Source organism: Ruegeria sp. HU-ET01832 (assembly GCF_040371315.1).
In the GTDB taxonomy this organism is placed as follows: Bacteria; Pseudomonadota; Alphaproteobacteria; order Rhodobacterales; family Rhodobacteraceae; genus Ruegeria; species Ruegeria lacuscaerulensis_A.
This window is the reverse complement of record NZ_BAABWL010000002.1, coordinates 22,011-41,350: the sequence shown is the minus strand read 5'-3', so window position 1 is coordinate 41,350 and position 19,340 is coordinate 22,011. Positions and strand designations below refer to the sequence as shown.

The 19,340-nt window shown below is 57.3% G+C and carries 14 protein-coding genes; 4 read left to right on the top strand and 10 right to left on the bottom strand.

What is annotated here, in order from left to right:
* Positions 1-7: 7 nt before the first annotated feature.
* The 3 genes from ABWV79_RS05470 (at position 8) to ABWV79_RS05460 (ending at position 4,105) form a co-directional block, all read left to right on the top strand.
* Positions 8-760, top strand: coding sequence for an efflux RND transporter periplasmic adaptor subunit (locus ABWV79_RS05470; RefSeq protein ID WP_353390829.1), 753 nt, complete (start codon positions 8-10; stop codon positions 758-760).
* Positions 760-3,852 carry an efflux RND transporter permease subunit gene (locus ABWV79_RS05465; RefSeq protein WP_353390828.1) on the top strand — a complete coding sequence of 1,031 codons (3,093 nt, stop codon included), beginning with the start codon at positions 760-762 and terminating at the stop codon, positions 3,850-3,852. Before ABWV79_RS05470 ends, ABWV79_RS05465 begins: the two co-directional genes overlap by 1 nt.
* An 82-nt stretch (positions 3,853-3,934) precedes the next feature.
* Positions 3,935-4,105 (top strand): hypothetical protein, encoded by a 171-nt coding sequence (locus ABWV79_RS05460; protein ID WP_170353852.1) that lies wholly within the window; start codon positions 3,935-3,937, stop codon positions 4,103-4,105.
* Positions 4,106-4,636: 531 nt separating this feature from the next.
* Here ABWV79_RS05460 and ABWV79_RS05455 read toward each other — a convergent pair.
* Positions 4,637-5,455, bottom strand: a complete 819-nt coding sequence (locus tag ABWV79_RS05455) for a sulfotransferase family protein (protein WP_353390827.1) — start codon at positions 5,453-5,455, stop codon at positions 4,637-4,639.
* Positions 5,456-5,585: 130 nt separating this feature from the next.
* Here ABWV79_RS05455 and ABWV79_RS05450 point away from each other — a divergent pair, with 130 nt between their 5' ends.
* Positions 5,586-7,163, top strand: coding sequence for a DUF5928 domain-containing protein (locus ABWV79_RS05450; protein ID WP_353390826.1), 1,578 nt, complete (start codon positions 5,586-5,588; stop codon positions 7,161-7,163).
* Between the two features lie 36 nt (positions 7,164-7,199).
* Here the strand turns inward: ABWV79_RS05450 and amaB are convergent, their stop codons facing one another.
* From amaB to ABWV79_RS05405, 9 genes are all read right to left on the bottom strand, one after another.
* Positions 7,200-8,696, bottom strand: a complete 1,497-nt coding sequence (gene amaB / locus ABWV79_RS05445; RefSeq protein ID WP_480846880.1) for an L-piperidine-6-carboxylate dehydrogenase — start codon at positions 8,694-8,696, stop codon at positions 7,200-7,202.
* 18 nt (positions 8,697-8,714) lie between these two features.
* Entirely contained in the window at positions 8,715-9,821 is a 1,107-nt protein-coding gene (locus ABWV79_RS05440) for a saccharopine dehydrogenase family protein (protein ID WP_170353859.1), read from the bottom strand.
* A 113-nt stretch (positions 9,822-9,934) separates the two neighbouring features.
* Positions 9,935-11,110: a 2-aminoethylphosphonate--pyruvate transaminase gene (locus tag ABWV79_RS05435; RefSeq protein WP_353390824.1), complete on the bottom strand. Its 1,176-nt coding sequence runs from the start codon at positions 11,108-11,110 to the stop codon at positions 9,935-9,937.
* Between the two features lie 196 nt (positions 11,111-11,306).
* On the bottom strand, positions 11,307-13,016 hold the full coding sequence (locus ABWV79_RS05430) for an ABC transporter ATP-binding protein (protein WP_353390822.1): 1,710 nt from the start codon (positions 13,014-13,016) through the stop codon (positions 11,307-11,309).
* A gap of 4 nt (positions 13,017-13,020) precedes the next feature.
* On the bottom strand, positions 13,021-13,971 hold the full coding sequence (locus ABWV79_RS05425; RefSeq protein ID WP_170353864.1) for an ABC transporter permease: 951 nt from the start codon (positions 13,969-13,971) through the stop codon (positions 13,021-13,023).
* A complete protein-coding gene (locus ABWV79_RS05420) occupies positions 13,968-14,945 on the bottom strand; it encodes an ABC transporter permease (protein ID WP_170353866.1) in 978 nt (325 codons plus the stop codon). Before ABWV79_RS05420 ends, ABWV79_RS05425 begins: the two co-directional genes overlap by 4 nt.
* Before the next feature lie 48 nt (positions 14,946-14,993).
* Positions 14,994-15,941: a glutathione S-transferase family protein gene (locus ABWV79_RS05415; protein WP_353390821.1), complete on the bottom strand. Its 948-nt coding sequence runs from the start codon at positions 15,939-15,941 to the stop codon at positions 14,994-14,996.
* A 4-nt stretch (positions 15,942-15,945) separates the two neighbouring features.
* Entirely contained in the window at positions 15,946-17,511 is a 1,566-nt protein-coding gene (locus tag ABWV79_RS05410) for an ABC transporter substrate-binding protein (protein ID WP_353390820.1), read from the bottom strand.
* Positions 17,512-17,638: 127 nt separating this feature from the next.
* Positions 17,639-19,219 carry an ABC transporter substrate-binding protein gene (locus ABWV79_RS05405; protein ID WP_170353871.1) on the bottom strand — a complete coding sequence of 527 codons (1,581 nt, stop codon included), beginning with the start codon at positions 19,217-19,219 and terminating at the stop codon, positions 17,639-17,641.
* Positions 19,220-19,340: the final 121 nt, after the last annotated feature.

Sequence of the window (19,340 nt, the reverse complement as noted above, 5' to 3'; positions counted from 1 at the left end):
CGCCAAGTTGCAAACAGATCGGCAACGATCGCTGGTCGAAAAGGACGTTGCTGCTCAGGCTACACTCGACCGATTTATCGCTGGCGAGACATCCGCTCAGGCGGCCATCAATTCTGTTCAAGGCGCTCTGGACAGAGCCACTCTGGATTTAACCTATACGAGTTTGGCGGCACCGTTCGATGGCCGTGTTGTCGGCAAATACATTGAAGATTTCGAAGAAGTCGCCGCTCAGACTCCGGTGCTGCGCATTCTGGATGCCGAACGCATCGAAGTGGTGATCGATATCCCCGAACGATACATCGCCCTGATCCCCCACATTGAAGACATCACCGTTACTTTTGATGCTCTGGGGGATGTGGTTCTACCGGCGGAAATCAGCGAGATTGGATCAGAGGCTTCGGCGACGACCCGAACCTTCCCTGTCACGTTGATTATGGAGCAACCGGAAGACGCAATTGTTCTTCCGGGTATGGCAGGGCGCGTCCGTGGCCAGCCAAAGGAAGGGCACGAACCATTCGATGCGATCATGGTTCCTGCCAGCGCGGTTTTCGTGCCTGAAGGGGAAACAGATCCGCATGTCTGGGTATTCGATGCCAGCTCAGAAACCGTAACGGCAAGGAAGGTTTCGCTTGGCACGCCCCGGTCGCAAGGGGTGGCCGTTAGTGAAGGTCTGGAATTTGGTGATGTGGTCGTCACTGCCGGAGCGAACTCTTTGCGAGAAGGCCAAAAAGTTTCTCGACTTTCCGAGGATACAGAGTAATGGGTCTCGCGGCGTTCTCCATCCGCAACGCCAAATTCGTTTGGTTCACGGTAGTCATGCTTACGTTGGGCGGCATTTCGGCTTTCTTTAGTCTGGGGCAGCTAGAAGACCCCGAGTTCACTATCAAAACTGCGGTTGTGACCACCCTCTATCCCGGCGCCAGCCCTAAAGAAGTTGAGCAAGAGATCACAGAACGGATCGAGCTGAAACTCCAGGAAATTAAGGAGATTGATTACATCTCGAGCGAAAGCAGGGCGGGTGTGTCGACGATTAAAGTCGAAATTCGCCCGAACTATTGGTCGGACCAGCTACCGCAAATCTGGGACACACTACGTCGGAAAGTCAGAGACGTGGAAACAGACCTGCCCCCTGGCGCGGGTCGTCCTGCCATCAACGATGATTTCGGTGATGTCTTCGGTCTACTGCTGGCGATGACGTCCGATGGGTTCTCCGCTCAGGAGCTTGATGGGTATGCCGAAGATTTCAAGCGAGAGCTCTCGTTAATCGACGGTGTCGGCCGCGTCGATCTTTGGGGCGAACGCGACAGGGTGATTTATCTGGAAACACGGGAAGAAGCCTTGGCCGCATTGGGAGTCTCGGCTCAGACAATTCTCAACACCTTACAGACCCAGAATGCGATCGTGGATGCAGGGCGGGTAAACGTCGGTGACTACCGCATGCGCATAGCGCCCAGCGGAACCTTCACAAGCCCAACTGACATCGCAGATCTAGTCGTCCGACCGAGTGGTCTGGATCAGGCTCAAAGCGGTCAACGTCGTGGGCCAGAGTTGCTAAGGCTGGGCGACATAGTTGAGGTTAAAGAAGGCTACATTGACCCACCGATAACTATGATGCGCTATAATGGCCTTCCATCTATTGGGTTGGCCATATCCTTCCAGTCTGGGGTCAACGTTGTCAGTGTTGGTGAGGCGGTAGATGCGAGAGTATCAGAACTGATCGCAAGCCTGCCGATGGGCATCGAGGTTGAACGGGTTCATTGGCAATCCGATGACGTAAACCTTGCGGTCAGCAGTTTTCTTGTGAGCCTTGCCCAAGCCGTCGCAATCGTCCTGGTCGTTTTAACTTTGGCGATGGGTGTTCGGATGGGGATCATCATCGGCAGCGGGCTGATTCTAACAATCCTTGCCACCTTCATACCCTTGGCAGCACTTGGCATAGATCTTCAGCGCATGTCCTTGGGTGCATTGATCATTGCGCTCGGCATGATGGTAGACAACTCGATCGTCGTAGCGGACGGCGCGATGGTACGGATGTCGCAAGGAATGGACCGAGCAAAGGCTGCGATTGAAGCCGCAACGCGTCCTGCCATGTCGTTGCTTGGGGCCACGTTTGTCGCGGTCATGGCTTTCTACCCGATCTTTGCATCTGTCGAGAGCGCAGGGGAGTACTGCCGAACACTCTTCTCAGTTGTCGGGATCGCGCTGCTGGTCAGTTGGTTGCTGTCGATGACGGTTACGCCACTGCAATGCGTTGCCATGCTACCGGAGCCAAAAGGTGGAGCAAGCGAGACCTTTGACACCGGTTTCTATGCGATTTACCGCCGCTTTCTGGCTGCGGCGATCCGCGTGCGTTATCTGACGATCGGGGTGGCTTTGGGTGCTTTGGTCATTGCCGGGGTTGGCTTTGGCTCTGTCACACAGCTGTTCTTCCCGACCTCGTCGATGACCAAATACATGATCGACTATTACGCACCCGAGGGAACTCGGATTGAAGCCGTGTCAGAAGCGATCTCACGGATCGAAGAAAAGGTTGAAATGGACGATCGTGTGACCGGCATCGCCAGCTTTATCGGAGCTGGCCCGCCGCGTTTCTACCTGCCGGTCGACCCCGAGGGAACCAACCCGTCCTACGCGCAAGTCATTGTGAATGTAGAGGATTACCGCGACATTCCCGAGATGACCAAAGAGATATCGCTTTGGATATCAGCCAACATGCCTGAGGCGACCTCTTTCACACGTCAATTCGGTGTGGGCCCCAGCAACACCTGGGCATTCGAGAACCGCATCATCGGCCCATCGGATGCTGATCCTGAGACTCTGCGCGAAATTGGTGACAGAGCAGTTGCGATACTGGATCAGCATCAATGGACGAAAGTGGCGCGCACCGATTGGCGCAACCGTGTCCTGAAAACTGTCCCAGACTATGACCAGGACCGAGCACGGTGGACCGGTATCACCTATGAAGATCTCGGAAACACAACAAAACGTGCATTTGACGGGCGTTCGGTCGGCCTCTACCGCGAAGGTGACGAGTTGCTGCCAATCATCGTTCGGCCTGGCACAGAAGATGTGGCAGCCGTCGACAACTTTGAACTGTTGCAACTTCAGTCACCGTTTTCTGTTGAGCCTGTCCCATTGGCACAGGTTGTACGCGGCGTGAATATTCAGCCCGAAGATCCAACGATCAATCGTCGCGACCGGCGCCGTGTTCTGACTGTGCAAGCCAATCCAATCGATAGCGTAACTCTGCCAAGTTATCGCGCCGCAGTTCTTGCCGATTTTGAAGCTTTGGAGGCTGACTTGCCACCGGGCTACAGCATGGAATGGGGTGGAGAGTACGAGGACACAGTGTCTGCGCAAGCGTCTTTGATTCCGGGTATGATCCCCGCGTTTTCGATCATGGCACTGATTGTCGTTGGGCTATTTAACTCATACCGCAGACCGTTGGTCATTTTCCTGACAGTACCTTTTGTGCTGATAGGTATTGTTCCGAGCCTACTTCTGACAAATACACCGTTTGGGTTCGTTGCATTGCTCGGGGGCATGAGCCTGGCGGGCATGATGATCAAAAACGCAATCGTTCTGATCGATCAGATCAACGATAACTTGGCCGAAGGTCAGCCGGGCTATGACGCCGTTTTGAATGCCGGGGCCTCAAGACTTCGCCCCGTCGTACTGGCCGCCGCCACTACCGTTTTGGGTGTGATACCGCTACTCCCAGACGTGTTTTGGGTCGGTCTTGCTGTCACGATCATGGGCGGTTTGACGGTGGGTACGATGCTCACAATGATTCTGGTCCCGGTCTTGTTCGCCACGCTGAGCGGCATTCGACAGTCACCGAAAGCGGTTTGACGTCACCTTTTTTAGCGGTCTTTGGATCGTTTTTTGTGGAGCATGTAGTTGTTGAGTTTAGACAACTCATTCGGGGGTAAAGATGGACAATACGGTACTCTACTTTCTAGTCGGCATCTTCGTGGTTGGCTTAGTTTCATTGGGATATTTTGCCAAAGGTAGCGGGGCACTGCTTGTGATCGTGATACTGGTTGGTGTGTTGTTGGCAATGAGCGCATATTTTGGAGGTTTCTTTGGCGAAACACCGAAGTGAGCTTGCTATGGCGTTATTGAAGACGCGTCGCTAATTGCACGAAACGTCAGTTTATCCGAGAACGAGGCTTACTGGATTCTCTGTCTTTTTGCTGCTCCGAGAAAAAGATGGATTTCCTGTGCTAGTGGCCGGTTTTCACCAGCGTCTCCTGAGAATGTTGCCGCTGCGAAAGCGCCTGTCAAACTTGAGTCCAACAAACGAAACCTCACGCATAGCAGCCTAGACGCGACTAGAAGCAGGTGTACTCTCCTCCTTGCGGTCAACAAGTCGCAATTAGCGATACCAGTTAGCAGATTTCCATAAGTTTAAGCGCAATCTGTTTGGCCTGCTGTGGTTGCTTTTCAGACCTTTACCAATGCCCGAATGACTATCCGCACGGGGGTATTCGCCTAACTGCGAGAAGTCCGCTTTCTGCGCATTGACTCCGCTTGTGCAATGCACAGCGTAGATCAAAGTGGACTCAAAGCAGACGCTAATGTGCAAATCATGCCCTAGACAAATGCATCTCTGCCCGGGGGCGCCTGCGGCCCCTCAATCGCCCAGTTTGGCGTGAACCTCGTCCAGATCAATCTCGCCGATTGGCATTTTGTTCGCAGGGTTCTCGAAATCATATTTGAACAGCTCGAAATCCTGTTTGTAGATTTCATAGACCAGATGCATCGACAGATCGTCGAAGTAGTCCTCGACCGGGTGCGCCCGCTTTGGGCCGTGGCCTTCGGATTCGTTGAAGCGCGGGATCTGGGACAGGTCCACAGCGTGCGGCGTGTCCAGATGGTCCAGGACATCCTGCATCCCGTCATTGAACGCTTCGGTCCAGAAAATCCGGTCATACCGCCCACCGTTGACGATAAAGGTCGAGACATGACCTGACATGGCCGACCAGTGAATATCCGGGTCCATCGGTCTGCGCCAGCGGATCGTGTCCCGCGCGAACAGCAAGAACCGGCGGAAACTGGCGATCTGGTCGAACTCACCTTTGCCGTCATCGCCGCCAACCTCAATCCCATAATTATAGATCAGCGTCGGCACCAGATTGCCGCGATAGCGCTTGCCGTTGCGCTGAATCCCGCAGATCTTGTCAAAAAACGAACTGAGAATCCGCGTGTAAGGATTGCGAACGCATGTGAACGCGTAAGACGCGTGAGACCTGACATTGTCCGAGATCGGCCCCTGACTGCCATCAAAAGCCCATTTGTGCATCCCATCCTTGGCGTCATGGATGTCACCTTCAAAAAACTGACCGTGATCCGAATAGTACATGATCTGCCCGATGGTCGAGCAGGCGCATTTCGGTACCACACGGTACACCATGCTTTCACTCTCGGTCATCCATGTTCCGGGAAAACCCATCTGCAAGCCTCCTATGCGGTTTGCCGCACTCGCATTTCATTGCAAAAAACCAAAAATATTCTGTTTATTCAATCGTTCATCCTCAGTATCACGGGTGGCACCGGGCGAAAATGGGAAACAATGAACCAACATGGCGCGCATTGCCTATATCCTTCTGTGTCATAAAGATCCGGACGCAATCATAGCGCAGGCCGAACAGCTGACTGCGGCCGGTGACTGTATGTCTATACACTTTGATGCCCGCGCCGATGCGGTGGCGTTTCAACGCATACAGGATGCGCTGAAAGACAATCCGAATGTGACCTTTGCCGGCAAGCGGATCAAGTGCGGTTGGGGGGAGTGGTCCCTAGTTCAAGCGACACTGTACGCTTTGCAGGCTGCGGTGCATGCGTTTCCTCGGGCCACGCATTTCTACATGCTGTCCGGCGATTGCATGGCCATCAAGACTGCGGAATACACGCATCGTTTTCTGGCCGAGCAGGACATGGATATCGTGGAATGCCACGATTTCTTCGAAAGCAATTGGATCAAAACCGGGATGAAGGAAGACCGGCTGATCTATCGCCATTTCTTCAACGAACGCACGCAAAGCTGGCCCTTCTATACCTCATACGAATTGCAGAAACGCTTTGGCCTGACCCGCGAGGTTCCGGCGGATATTCAGGTGATGATCGGCAGCCAATGGTGGTGCCTGCGCCGCCGCACGATCGAGATGATCCTGGATTTCCTGCGCCAGAGGCCGGACGTGAAACGGTTTTTCTCAACCACCTGGATTCCGGACGAGACGTTTTTTCAAACGCTTGTTCGCCATCTTGTGCCAAAAGAAGAGATCGACAACCGCACCCCAACTTTCCTGATGTTCTCGGACTACGGGATGCCCGTGACGTTTTACAACGATCACTATGACATGTTGTTGGGTCAGGATTACCTGTTCGCCCGCAAAATCAGCCCAGAGGCTCACGAGTTGAAAGAACGTTTGGGCCGACTTTATGCAACCAAGGGCGTTGATTTCCCGATCTCGAACGAAGGGCGCAACCTCTATAGCTTTCTGACAGGACGTGGCCGTGTTGGGCGCCGACATGGGCAACGCTTCTGGGAAGCCAGCAATACTCTGGGGTCCGAGCGCGAGCTGTTCGTGGTCGTGTGCAAAAAGTGGCATGTCGCCAAGCGCCTTGTCGACCAAATCGCCACGGAAACGGATGTTCCTTGCGTCGAATACCTGTTCAACGAAGATGATACCCAATTACCCGACTTGGGCGGTATAGAAACAACATTATTGAAACGGTCGCGCCACCGGCGTGCCGTCGTGCGGATGCTGTTTGAAAGCTTTGAAAGTGATGCTCTGGTCTTGTGCGTCGATCCGGCCAACCTGGACATCATCGAGGATTTCTGCGCCGATCAAGCCAAAACTCATGTGTTAGAGATAGAATGTCAGTATTCTGACGACTACCTGATCGGTCATGCCCGACGTGTCGGATTGGCCGGAGTGGATAGTCCTGCGGACACTGTTGCGCCATTGGTGCCAACGCTGCGCAATGCCTTGGCCTATGAATCTGAATTGATCAGAAGCGCCGCACTTGATGAATACACACGCTTGCGCGAGACAAATTCGCGGGCCGAGAACGAGGCTGCGGTTGCCCGGTTTCTGCGTGTATCGAAAGAAAAGGCGCAAGCGATCATGCAGCTGGATTACCTTTTCGCGGATTGATCCGGCGGCGCTGTTTTGCGCCGCCGGGCTGCTTGTTCAGATGTCGAACTTCACGCCCTGCGCCAGCGGCAGTTCGGCCGAGTAATTCACCGTATTGGTCTGGCGCCGCATATAGGCCTTCCACGCGTCCGATCCGCTTTCGCGCCCGCCGCCGGTTTCTTTCTCGCCGCCAAAGGCTCCGCCGATCTCGGCCCCAGACGGACCGATATTGACGTTGGCGATACCGCAATCCGATCCGGCTGCGGTCAGGAACTGTTCCGCTTCGCGCATGTTCAGGGTGAATACGCAGGACGACAGACCTTGTGGCACGTCGTTCTGAATCTCGATGGCGTTATCGAAATCATCATAGCCCATCACATAGAGGATCGGCGCAAAGGTCTCGGTCTTTACGGTGGCCGTCTGGCCCGGCATCTCGACAATAGCGGGCTGCATATAGACGCCATCCGGCACGCCCTCGGTGACGCGCTGGCCGCCGAACACTGCGCCACCTTCGGCCTCGGCGGCCTTCAGCGCGGCCGTCATGGCCGCGCCCGAGGCCTCATCGACCAGCGGGCCAATCAGCGTGCCCTCGGTCAGCGGGTTGCCGATGGGCAGACCGGCATAGGCTTTCTTCAGGCGGCCCACTAGTTCCTCGCGGATTGAGTTATGTACGATCAGGCGGCGCAACGTGGTGCAGCGTTGGCCGGCTGTGCCCACCGCCGAGAACACAATCGCCCGCACCGCCATTTCCAAATCGGCCGAGGGGCCAACGATCATCGCATTGTTGCCTCCCAGCTCCAGAATGCATTTACCGAACCGCTGTGCCACCACGGGTGCCACCGCGCGGCCCATGCGGGTGGAGCCGGTAGCCGAGATCACCGGCACATCCTCGCTGGCCACCAGCGCCTCGCCCAGCGCGGCACCGCCGATCAGCGTTTGCAGCAGATGGTCGGGCGCATCGCCGAAACGGGCTAGCGCGCGTTCAAAGATCTTCTGGCAGGCCATCGCGGTCAGTGGTGTTTTTTCGGACGGTTTCCAGATCACCGTATCGCCGCAGACCAGCGCAATCGCCGCGTTCCACGACCACACCGCAACCGGGAAGTTGAAGGCCGAAATCACGCCGACTGGCCCCGCCGGGTGCCACGTCTCCATCATCCGGTGGCCAGGGCGCTCGGACGCAATCGTCAGACCATAAAGCTGCCGCGACAGACCCACGGCAAAGTCGCAGATGTCGATCATCTCCTGCACTTCGCCCAAACCTTCGGAGGTGATCTTGCCCGCCTCCCAACTGACCAGCGCGCCCAGGTCGTCCTTGGCGGCGCGCAGTTCCTCGCCCAGCAGGCGGATCAGTTCTCCCCGGCGCGGGGCGGGCACGGTGCGCCAGGCTTTGAATGCAGTTTTGGCATTGGCAAACACCGTCTCCATGTCGCCCGCCGGGGTTTCATGCACCTCGGCCAACAGGCTGCCGTCGATGGGCGAATGCACGGCCAGCGAGCCGCCGGTTAGTTCTGCGACTGTCAGGTCCAGATTGGCTAGGGTTGTTTGCGCAGTCATCACGATGTCTTTCATATCTCAGGCCGCCTTGTTTTGTTGGGTTGCATCGCCAGCGCGGTACAGCTGGCCAAATTCGGTGTTTAGGAAATCGGACAGGACCACTTGTTCCTGCCGGACAAAGCCCTTGGAAGGCAGCGCACCGGTGCGCATCAGATCGACCACACCCAGAACACCGGCGGCGGTGGTGACTTGAATGGCACTCCAAGTCTGGCCGTTGATGGTGCGGGCATAGCTTTTATTGATAAGGGATTTCTCGCGCAGTACCCCGTCGATCTGGCCTTTGGCAGTGCAATAAACCAGCACCACATCCTGATCCGTACGCGGAAGGGCGGTCTCGAAAATATCCTTGAGCAGATCGCGCCGACGTTCCAGCCCCAGATCATTCAGCAACAGTTTCAGGATATCGCAATGTCCCGGATACCGGATCGAGCGATAGGACACGGCCCGCGCCTTGCCGTCCAGCGTTTCGGGCAGCGTACCTAAACCACCCGAGGTGTTGAAACACTCATACTCCACCCCGTCATGGCCGATCCGCTCGTAATCCTCCAGCGGGGCGGTCTTGACCCGTGCGCCGTTCACGATCGCGTCGCAAGGGTTGCAGTATTCGTTAATCAGCCCGTCGGTGGACCATGTCAGGTTGTATTTCAGCGCGTTGGTCGGGAACAGAGGCAACGCCCCTACCCGCATATGCAGGCTGTCCAGTGTATCGAACTCGGCCGCCAGCGCCGCCCCAGCGATGCCGACAAAACCCGGCGCCAGACCACATTGCGGCATGAAGGCGGTTTCGCTGCCTTCGGCCAGATCACGCACGGCATCGGTGGCGGCGACATCCTCGGTCAGGTCAAAGTAATGCGCACCGGCATCTTTGGCCGCCTTGGCGATCTGCGGCGTCAGAAAGAAAGGCGCGGCCGAGATCACCGCGTCGAACCCATCCAACCCCTTGGTCAGTTGCACCGCATCGGTGACGTCAATCTGCCGTGTGGAAATACCTTGCCGGTTCAATCCCGACAACGCGGCCAGATCGCGGTCGGCCACTGTGACCGAGTAGTTGGATGATGATTTCAGCAGGGCAGCGATCATCTGACCGATCTTGCCTGCTCCGATGACACAAATATTCCAGCTCAAAACGCGCCTCCTCTTTCGTTTTGGGAAAGTATGAAGGCACGGCTGTTCGGTCCGCAGGGGCAATCTTGACGAAGTTATCGATTATTCCGTCATTTCGACGGTTTTTCCGTCATTTATCCGACTTGCGCCATCCGTGATGCGATTGCCGCTGCAGGCGGTGCGGCGCTACGCACCCCCATTTGTTTCAGCGCATGATCCGCTGCCGCCACAACAGCGCGCATGACCTCGGCATCCATGCGGCCAATGCAGCCGATGCGGAAACTGTCCACCTCGGTCAGTTTGCCGGGATAGATGATAAAGCCTTGTTCCTTCATCAGATCATAGAACCGCGTAAATTCGAAACGCGGATCGGCAGGGCAAAAGAATGTCACGATGATGGGCGACAACCACGCATCCGGCAGCAGGGTTTCAAACCCCAGCGCGCGCATCCCCGCGACCATCACATCGCGGTTCTCCGCATAACGCGCGCCGCGCCCGGCCACGCCACCCTCGGCCGCGTGTTCGTTCAATGCTTGCAGAAAGGCGGCAACCACATGAGTCGGTGGGGTAAAGCGCCACTGGCCGGTTTTCTCCATCGCGTCCCATTGCGCGTACAGGTCCAGACTGAGCGAGGGGCAATTCCCCTTGGCCGAGGTCAGCGCCGTTTTGCGGGCCAACACAAAACCAAAACCCGGTACGCCTTCGATACATTTATTGGCCGAGGAAACCATCGCCTCGAACGTATATTCGCTGGGGGACAGCGGGATCGCACCAAAAGCCGACATACTGTCGATCAACAGCTTGCGGCCCGCCGCTTCGGTGGCCTGTGAAAGCTCGTGCAGAGGGTTCAGGATGCCTGAGCTGGTCTCGCAATGGATTGCAACCACATGGGTGATCGCCGGATCATCAGCCAGAAATTGTGCCACTTCGACCCCACGCGGCGGCAGATAGTCGCCCTTGTCCAACACAACACAGGCCCGCCCGGCATAGTCCAGCGTCTGCGCCGCCCGTTTGCCATAAGCCCCGTTGGCCAGCACTAGCGCCTTGCCATCTTGCGGGATGAAAGAGGTCAGCATCGCCTCGACCGCGAAACTGCCCGAGCCCTGCATCGGAACGCAATTATATGCCTCGTGCCCGTCGCCCAGCAGGCTCAGCAGCCGCGCGCGCAGTTCGGCTGTCATGGCGCGGAAGTCGCTATCCCAGCTACCCCAGTCGCGCAGCATCGCTTGTTTCACGGTATATGACGTCGTCAGAGGACCCGGTGTCAGCAAGTAAGGCTCACCAAGTTGCGGGCGGGGCAAAGAAGTCATCGGGCACGGCCTTTTTGAAAAGCGGTTTGGCCCGGTCACTGTATTGAGATTTACTTCTTTAGGATATGCATCATAGCTTTTTTGTATGACATGCCCGCTGTCAGAAATCTGACATGTGATTTATCGTAACGGCACCTCCCCGCGGCACGACAAACCCTTCAGGGTCTGATGTACCGGGCGGGTCGGATTGTGGTGTTCATGCCTCGGGGCTCAGCCCTTCGGTGGACAGATCGTCCAGTTTGGGCATCAGCCGCAGCAGTTCGCTTGCATATTCAGTCTGCGGATTGGCAAACAGATCGTTGGTCTCTTGCAGTTCTACCACCTTGCCCTGTTTCATCACGGCAACTCGGTCGCACATCTGGCGCACGACCGGCAGGTCATGACTGATGAACAGCAGGGTCAGACCCAGATGCTCCTGCAAATCCTTCAGAATGTTCAGGATTTGGGCCTGAATAGACACGTCCAGCGCGCTGGTTGGTTCGTCACAGATCAGGAAGCGCGGCTGCGTGGCAAGCGCGCGTGCAATGGAAATCCGCTGACGCTGACCGCCCGAGAATTCATGCGGATACTTCAGCCCAGCCTCATGACCCAGCCCAACCTGATCCAGCAATTCATCCACTCGGCGCTTGATGTCAGCACCGTCCATCAGTTTGTGATGACGGATCGGCTCTGCCACAATCTCATCCACCCGCATCCGGGGGTTGAGTGAGGAATACGGGTCCTGAAAGATCATCTGGATGTTCTTGCGATAGGCATCCAGCGCGGCCTTGTTGGTCAGATCGCTGACCGTCTGCCCTTCGAAGGTGATCGTGCCGCCATCAACAGGGTAAAGCCCCGCAATCATGCGCGCGACGGTGGACTTGCCCGAGCCGGATTCACCCACAACGCCAAACACCTCGCCTGCGCGGATATCAAAGCTGACATCGTCCACAGCGGTGAAATAGGTGCGGTCCCACGGCAGAAGTCCGCGCTTTTGCAGGAACTTCTTGGTCAGGTTACGGATTTCAAACACCGGCTTGCTGGTGTCATTGTCCACCTTGGGCCAGTGGCGGGCCATGTCTTCGATCGCAAAGCGGGTCTCGCGCCCGCCATAGCTAATCTGCGGAAACCGGTGCAGTTTGAGTGTTGGGCGCGGTACGGCGGCGATCAGGGACTTGGTGTATTCGTGGGTCGGCTGGCCCATGACCTGAGACGTAGGGCCGCTTTCGACCACTTTACCCGCATACATCACCGTCACCTTGTCGGTGGTGTCGGCAATCACGCCCATGTCGTGGGTGATCAGGATGACCCCTACCTGCCGCTCGGTCGCCAGTTCCTTGATCAGGTCCAGAATCTGCGCCTGAACGGATACATCCAACGCGGTCGTCGGTTCATCCGCGATGATCACGTCGGGCTCGGTGCACAGGGCCAGAGCGATCACCACACGCTGCCGCATCCCGCCCGAGAACTGGTGCGGATATTGATCCAGCCGCGTGTCAGGGTCGGGAATACCCACGCGGTCGATCAGATCGCGGGCGCGTTTATTGGCCTCGGCGTCCGAGCCACCCAGATGCGCCTGAATGGTCTCGACCAATTGCTCTCGCACGGTGAACAGCGGGTTCAGCGAGGTCAGCGGATCCTGAAAGATCATCGAGATCTTTTTGCCGCGCAGCCCACGCATCGCGTCGGCGTCCAGACCGCTGATCTGATCACCGCTCAGCCGGATGGTGCCGCTGGCAATACGGCCGGGGCGATCCAGCAGGCCCATGATGGCGGCGCCAATGGTGGATTTACCGGCCCCGGATTCGCCCACAAGACCGTGGATTTCGCCCGGTTCCACCGACAGGTCCACATGGTCCACGGCAGTGAACAGTTTGCGGCGTGTCGGGAATTCGACCGTAAGGTCATTGATCGTCAGAAGGCTCATAAAATCACCGCAGCTTGGGGTTCAGCGCATCGCGCAGCCAGTCGCCCAGCAGGTTCACAGACAAGGCCAACGCCAGAAGAGTGCAGGCCGGGAAGAACAGAATCCACCACTCACCCGAGAACAGGAAACCCTGCCCGATGCGGATCAGTGTGCCCAAAGACGGCTGGGTCGGAGGCGCGCCCACACCCAGAAAGCTGAGCGTCGCCTCGGCAATGATCGCCAGCGCCAGCGAGATCGTGGCAATCACCAGAACCGGGCTGAGGACATTGGGCAGGATATGGCGGAACATGATCGGGAAAGATCCGCGCCCGATCAGACGGGCGGCTTGGACGTATTCCTTGTTTTTCTCGACCAACGCCGCACCACGCACAACACGGGCGAACTGGACCCAGTCAGACAGCGCAATGGCGACGATCAGGACGTAGATCGCCATCTCATCGCGGTATTCCGGCGGGGTGACGCCTTTGGCGATACCAAAGATCAACATGGCGACCAGAATGGCCGGGAAAGTCAGCTGCACATCGGCGACCCGCATGATCAGCGTTTCAATCCAGCCGCCGAAATAAGCCGCGACCAGCCCAAGAACGATGCCGATGATCAAGGCCAACAGCACGGCAGATGCGCCCACGAACAGGGAAACGCGCATCCCGTACAGGATGGTCGAGAATACGTCGCGCCCCTGATCGTCGGTGCCCAGCAGAAAGGTTTCCTGCGTAAAGGCGTTGGGTGTTCCGGGCGGCGTAAACCCGTTCATCAGGTTCAGTGAGGACGGGTCGAACGGATTGTAGGGCGCGATCAGCGGCGCAAAGATCGCCGAAAGCACAAGTATGGCGACAACCAGAGTCGCGACAATAGCCACAGGTGAATGCCGAAAGGACCATGCGAAGTCGCCGTCCCAGAACTTGGCGAACCGCGACTTTTCCGGCGCTTTGGGGGTATCGAGAATATCGGTCATGTGGCCCTCGCGTCGACACGCAGGCGCGGGTCAATAGCATAGTAAAGAAGATCGACAATCAGGTTGATCGTCACGAACATGACCGAAATCAGCATCAGATAGGCGGCCATGACGGGGATATCGACGAACTGGATCGCGTTGATGAACAGCAGACCGACGCCCGGCCATTGGAACACCGTCTCGGTGATGATGGCGAACGCAATGATCGAGCCTAGTTGCAAACCGGTAATGGTGATCACCGGCACCAGTGTGTTCTTCAGCGCGTGGCGGAAGTTGATCACCCGGTCCGACAATCCGCGGGCACGGGCAAAACGAACGTAGTCGGCGCGCAACACTTCCAGCATCTCGGACCGCACAAGCCGCATGATCAGCGTCATCTGATACAGGCCCAGCGTGATCGCAGGCAGGATCAACGCCTTAAGGCCCGACGACGTCAAAAAGCCCGTAGACCAGTTCCCAATCATAACGGTTTCGCCCCTCCCGAAGCTGGGAAGAAGGTCAAGTTCGACCGAGAAGATATAGATCAGCAAAATCCCGATCAGGAAGGTCGGCAACGAAACCCCGATCAAACTGACGGTCATAATCACATTCGCCGCGATCCCTTGTCGTCGGATCGCTGTGAACACGCCCAGAGCAATGCCCATCGTAATGGCCAGGAAACCTGACACAAAAGCCAGTTCCAGCGTCGCGGGTGCACGTTCTGCGATGATGGTCGAAACCGGACGACCCTGGCGGTAAGAGACGCCAAAATTGCCCTGAACGGCCCCTTGCAGGAACTTGAAATACTGGACCGGGAAGGGCTTATCCAACCCAAGCTCGCCCCTAAGCCGGTCGATATCGGCCTGGGTGCGCTCTTGCCCCAGCATGTTGTCGATCGGATCGCCGACAAATCGGAACATGGAAAAAGCGACCAGACCCACGACCAAGAGCACGATCACGGATTGGAACATCCTTCGAACGATATATGCGAACATTTAGTTTCCCCGTTGATCTGCCTCTCTACGCACGCCCTGTCCAAATGGTCAAGATGTCGCAGAGGACAAGCTGACCCGATCCTGTGGCTCAGCCCAGTTTATCTGTGGCCCCAATGGCACGATCCCCAGCGGGTTTCGCAACTCGGAGGGTGAGAAATATCCGGCCTTATAGATCTCGGGTTTCACTGTTCGGGCTATTTCAGGTCGGGCATACAGATCCCGCGCATAACCCCACAGATGCGGATAGTCCACCAGACGCCGCAAATTGCAGCGGAATGCATAGTGATAGGCTACATCGAACCGCGCCAGGGTCGGGAACAGGCGCAGGTCGGCCTCGGTCAGATCGTCGCCGCACAGGTATCGATTAGTGGCCAGATGCGCCTCGATCTCGTCCAGCATGGCGAAGACGTCGTGAAACCCGGCCTCGTACGCCTCTTGCGTGCGGGCAAACCCGGCGCGATAGACGCCATTGTTCAGGCGCGGATAGATTTTGTCGTTCCAGGCATCGATCTGATACAACTTGTCTGGCGGGGCCAGATTGGGGCCATAGCCTTCTAACTTGCCCAGCATACGCACGAGATCGGCGGATTCATTCGACACCGCGAGGTTTTCGGCGCGATCCCACAACAAAGGCACGGTGATGCGCCCGGTATAAGCAGGATCAACCTTTGCATAGGCTTGATGCAACGCGGTGACACCGAATACAGGGTCGGCATATTCCCCTTCGATGTCGTACACCCAACCGTCCGGCGTGCGACGCGGGCGAGCATAGGCGACCGTGATCACATCTTCCAATCCCTTAACGGCGCGCGTCAGCAGGACCCGATGCGCCCAAGGGCAATTCCACGCGGCATACAGGTGGAACCGCCCCGGCTCATAAGGGCCGTTTGGCAGAGCGTTGCGGATGGTCGACGCTTGACGACGGTATGCGCCGTCAAGCGATGTGTCGGGGGCGGGGTCGTCCACGTGGTAGACCCCGGCAATCATAACGCCCATGCGGTCAGTTCACCGTAACCCAGCGCAGGATGAAGAAGTTATCCGGGCGTTGTGTCAGGTCGATATTGCTACCGGTCCCCCAAACCAGAGGCTGAACATACATCGGCACATAGACATGATCGTCCTGATAGATGGCCGTCACCTCATCCAGCATGGCCTGACGCTTCGTCGCGTCCAGCTCGGATTGGATCATCGGCAAAAGTTCATCCACCCGTTCGTTCGAGTATCCGCCGAAATTCCAGCTGCCCAGCTTCTTTTCCTCGTTGGGCGTGGCTACCAGAAAGCGAACGGGATGTTCGGCGTCGAATGTGCCGGGGCTCCAGCCCAGCATATACATGTCGTAGTTATCCTCGCGCAGCTCTGGCCAGTAGTTGCGGACGGGCATGGCATCCAGTTCCGCCGTGATCCCAATCTGCGCCAGCATGGTGACGACGGCCTGACAGACCGGTTCGTCATTCAGATAGCGGTCATTGGGGCACTTCAGCCCGAACGAGAACCCATCGCCATAGCCCGCCTCGGCCAGAAGGGCCTTGGCACCTTCGACATCAAAGGCGGGGCGATCTGCATTGGCGGCGGAATAGCCGCTCATAGCCGGGCTTACCAGTTGCGAGGCGGCTTCGGCATTGCCGCGCATGATCGTGGCCAGAATTGCATCCACATTGATCGCCTGCGCCACCGCCTGACGGACCCGCGCATCACGGAACGGGTTCGGTTTGCCCGCGTCATCGGTGTATTTCAGCGTTTCGGCTTCATGATCGAAACCCAGCATGATCACGCGCGCCTCGATCCCCTGAATGACGTCCACATCGGCGTTTTCCTTGAGGCGTGCAACGTCCTGAATGGGCACAGGATTGATCATGTCCACATCACCCGACAGCAGCGCCGCAACGGCAGTCGCTGGGTTCTGGATTGGGTTGAACTCGGCGCGAGTAATGTTGTGTTCGACCTCGCCCCACCAGTCGCCATGCGGCTCTAACACGGTCTTAAGCCCCGGTTCGCGGGCTGTCACCTTGAACGCGCCGGTGCCGTTGGCATTGATCGTGGCGTAGTTGCCGGTTTCCTTATCGGGCACCACGGCGTCATTCGCCTCGGCCCAGCCTTGATCGATGATCATCCAGTTGGCGATCGAGGACGGGAACAGCGGGTTCGGCGCCGAAGTCATGATATCGACCGTGTAGTCATCGACCACGATCACCTCACTAACCGGCGCAAACCAGCTGCGCGTATCCGCCGACTCATCCGAGGCCCGCTGATAGCTGAACAGCACGTCTTGCGCATCGAACGTGCTGCCGTCGTGAAAGGTCACGCCCTCACGCAGCTTGAATCGCCAGCCTTCACCCTCTCCGATCGGCTCCCAACTTACGGCCAGCGCGGGTTCGACTGTCATGTCCTTGCCGCGGCGCACCAGCCCTTCGTAGACATTGTTGAGAAAACCCAGAACCGGGGCCGAGTTGACGGCGTGTGGGTCCATAGTCTGCGGATCGGTGGTCGAGGCCCATTTGAACTCGGCCGCCTGAACGCTGGTCGCAACCAGCAGGGCCAGGCCAATGGCACTGTTTCTAAGGATCATTTTTGTCTCTCCGTGTTCTCTGCGTTCAAGTTTTCTTGGTTTTTTTCGCCTGCGCAAGGAAATCTCAGGTCGAAACAAAAAACAGGGCGCGAAAACCGCGCCCTGCATTGTTCGCAATCGAACCGATTTAGTTCATGGTGAAGTATTTGACCTTCGGCTGGTCTTCCGCATCCACTTCAATGCCCACGCCATCAGCCATACCCCAGTTCAGAACCTGGTGGTGGATCGGGATGTACAGCGCTTCGTCCTGCACCACGCGCCAGATGTCGGCGATGTCGGCGTTCCGCGCGTCCAGATCGGTGTTCGAGGCCAGCGACTTGATCTTCGCATCCAGCGCATCGTCCTGATAGCCGGTGCCGTTCCACGTGCCGATATCGTCTTCGCGACCATGGACCAGGAAGTTGAAAATGTATTCCGAGTCATATGTCGGCACACCCCAACCCAGCATGTAGAAGTCGGTCTTGCTGTCGGTGATCAGCGGGAAATGCTGCGCCTTGGGCTTAGCGTCCAGATTCACAGTCACGCCGATCTGACCCAGCATACCGACGGCCGCCTGACAGATCGCCTCATCATTGATGTAGCGGTCGTTCGGGCAGTCCAGCCGCAGCGAGAATCCGTCGCCATAGCCTGCCTCGGCCATCAGGGCCTTGGCCTTTTCCAGATCGGTCGAGGATTCGCCGTCCATATCAGCGGTCCAACCGTTCACGAAGGGCGGTGCGATCATGCCCGCAGGCTGCGACTGGCCGCGCATCACGACCTGTTTGATCGCATCACGGTTGATCGCCATCGACATGGCCTGACGCACACGAACATCGGCCAGAGGGTTCTTGCCGTCCACGTTGTCCGCTTCGATGTCATCCGAGCCCTGGTTCATACCAAAGAAGATCACACGGTTCTGCGGCGCTTGCTTGACCATCAGGCCATCCGCACCGTTGACGCGCTCGATATCCTGCACGGGCATATCCTGAAGGAAGTTCACCTCGCCCGACAGCATCGCTGCCACACGCGTCGCAGCGTTCTGGATCGGAGTATAGATGATCTCGGTCACTTCCATCGGGAACTGGTCGATGCCCCAATAGTCGTCGTTGCGCACCATCACGGTTTTCACGTCAGGCTCGCGGCTTTGCAGTTTATACGGCCCCGTGCCGTTGGCGTTGGTGGTGGCATAGGTGATCTCGCCACCCTCAAAATCCTGCACATTGACGGTGTCATTGGCCTCGGCCCAGCCTTTGTCCAGAATGAACAGGTTGGTCAGGTTCGACGGCAGGATCGGGTTCGGACCATCGGTGACGATCTCGACGGTGTAGTCGTCAACCGCGCGCACTTCGGTGATCGAGCCAATCAGCTCTTTCATGTCCGAGTTCGGCTGCTTGGCGCGCTCAAAGCTGAACACCACGTCTTCGGCGTTGAAATCAGCACCGTCGTGGAACTTTACACCTTCCCGCAGCTTGAAAACCCAGACGTTCGGATCATCGGCCTTGGGCCCCCACTCGGTCGCCAGCGCGGGCTCAAACGCGCCGGTTACGTCGCGAATGATCAGCGGCTCATACATTTGGTGCCGAATGGTGTGCGACGGACCTTCGTTTTGCGAATGCGGGTCCAGCGTCAGCGCGTCACCAGCGCGCGCCCAGCGCAGGGTTTCAGCCGAAGCACCTGTGGCCATCAGCGCGGTGGCGCTGGCAGCCAACATCAAGTTTCTCAGGATCATTTTGATCTCCCCGTTTATTGTTAGCGCCGCCATTCCAGGCGGCAGGCCAATTCCGTGGCCTTGGTGGTCCTGATCATCCAGATCATTTTCACAGTTGCAACACCAGATTGTGATCAAAACG

Coding starts and splice junctions, on each gene's coding strand:
- ABWV79_RS05450 (WP_353390826.1), top strand. CDS start 5,586: ATGGCGCGCATTGCCTATATCCTTCTGTGTCATAAAGATCCGGACGCA.
- ABWV79_RS05405 (WP_170353871.1), bottom strand. CDS start 19,219: ATGATCCTGAGAAACTTGATGTTGGCTGCCAGCGCCACCGCGCTGATG.
- ABWV79_RS05435 (WP_353390824.1), bottom strand. CDS start 11,110: ATGACTTCTTTGCCCCGCCCGCAACTTGGTGAGCCTTACTTGCTGACA.
- ABWV79_RS05460 (WP_170353852.1), top strand. CDS start 3,935: ATGGACAATACGGTACTCTACTTTCTAGTCGGCATCTTCGTGGTTGGC.
- amaB (WP_480846880.1), bottom strand. CDS start 8,696: ATGACTGCGCAAACAACCCTAGCCAATCTGGACCTGACAGTCGCAGAA.
- ABWV79_RS05420 (WP_170353866.1), bottom strand. CDS start 14,945: ATGTTCGCATATATCGTTCGAAGGATGTTCCAATCCGTGATCGTGCTC.
- ABWV79_RS05455 (WP_353390827.1), bottom strand. CDS start 5,455: ATGGGTTTTCCCGGAACATGGATGACCGAGAGTGAAAGCATGGTGTAC.
- ABWV79_RS05415 (WP_353390821.1), bottom strand. CDS start 15,941: ATGGGCGTTATGATTGCCGGGGTCTACCACGTGGACGACCCCGCCCCC.
- ABWV79_RS05430 (WP_353390822.1), bottom strand. CDS start 13,016: ATGAGCCTTCTGACGATCAATGACCTTACGGTCGAATTCCCGACACGC.
- ABWV79_RS05425 (WP_170353864.1), bottom strand. CDS start 13,971: ATGACCGATATTCTCGATACCCCCAAAGCGCCGGAAAAGTCGCGGTTC.
- ABWV79_RS05410 (WP_353390820.1), bottom strand. CDS start 17,511: ATGATCCTTAGAAACAGTGCCATTGGCCTGGCCCTGCTGGTTGCGACC.
- ABWV79_RS05465 (WP_353390828.1), top strand. CDS start 760: ATGGGTCTCGCGGCGTTCTCCATCCGCAACGCCAAATTCGTTTGGTTC.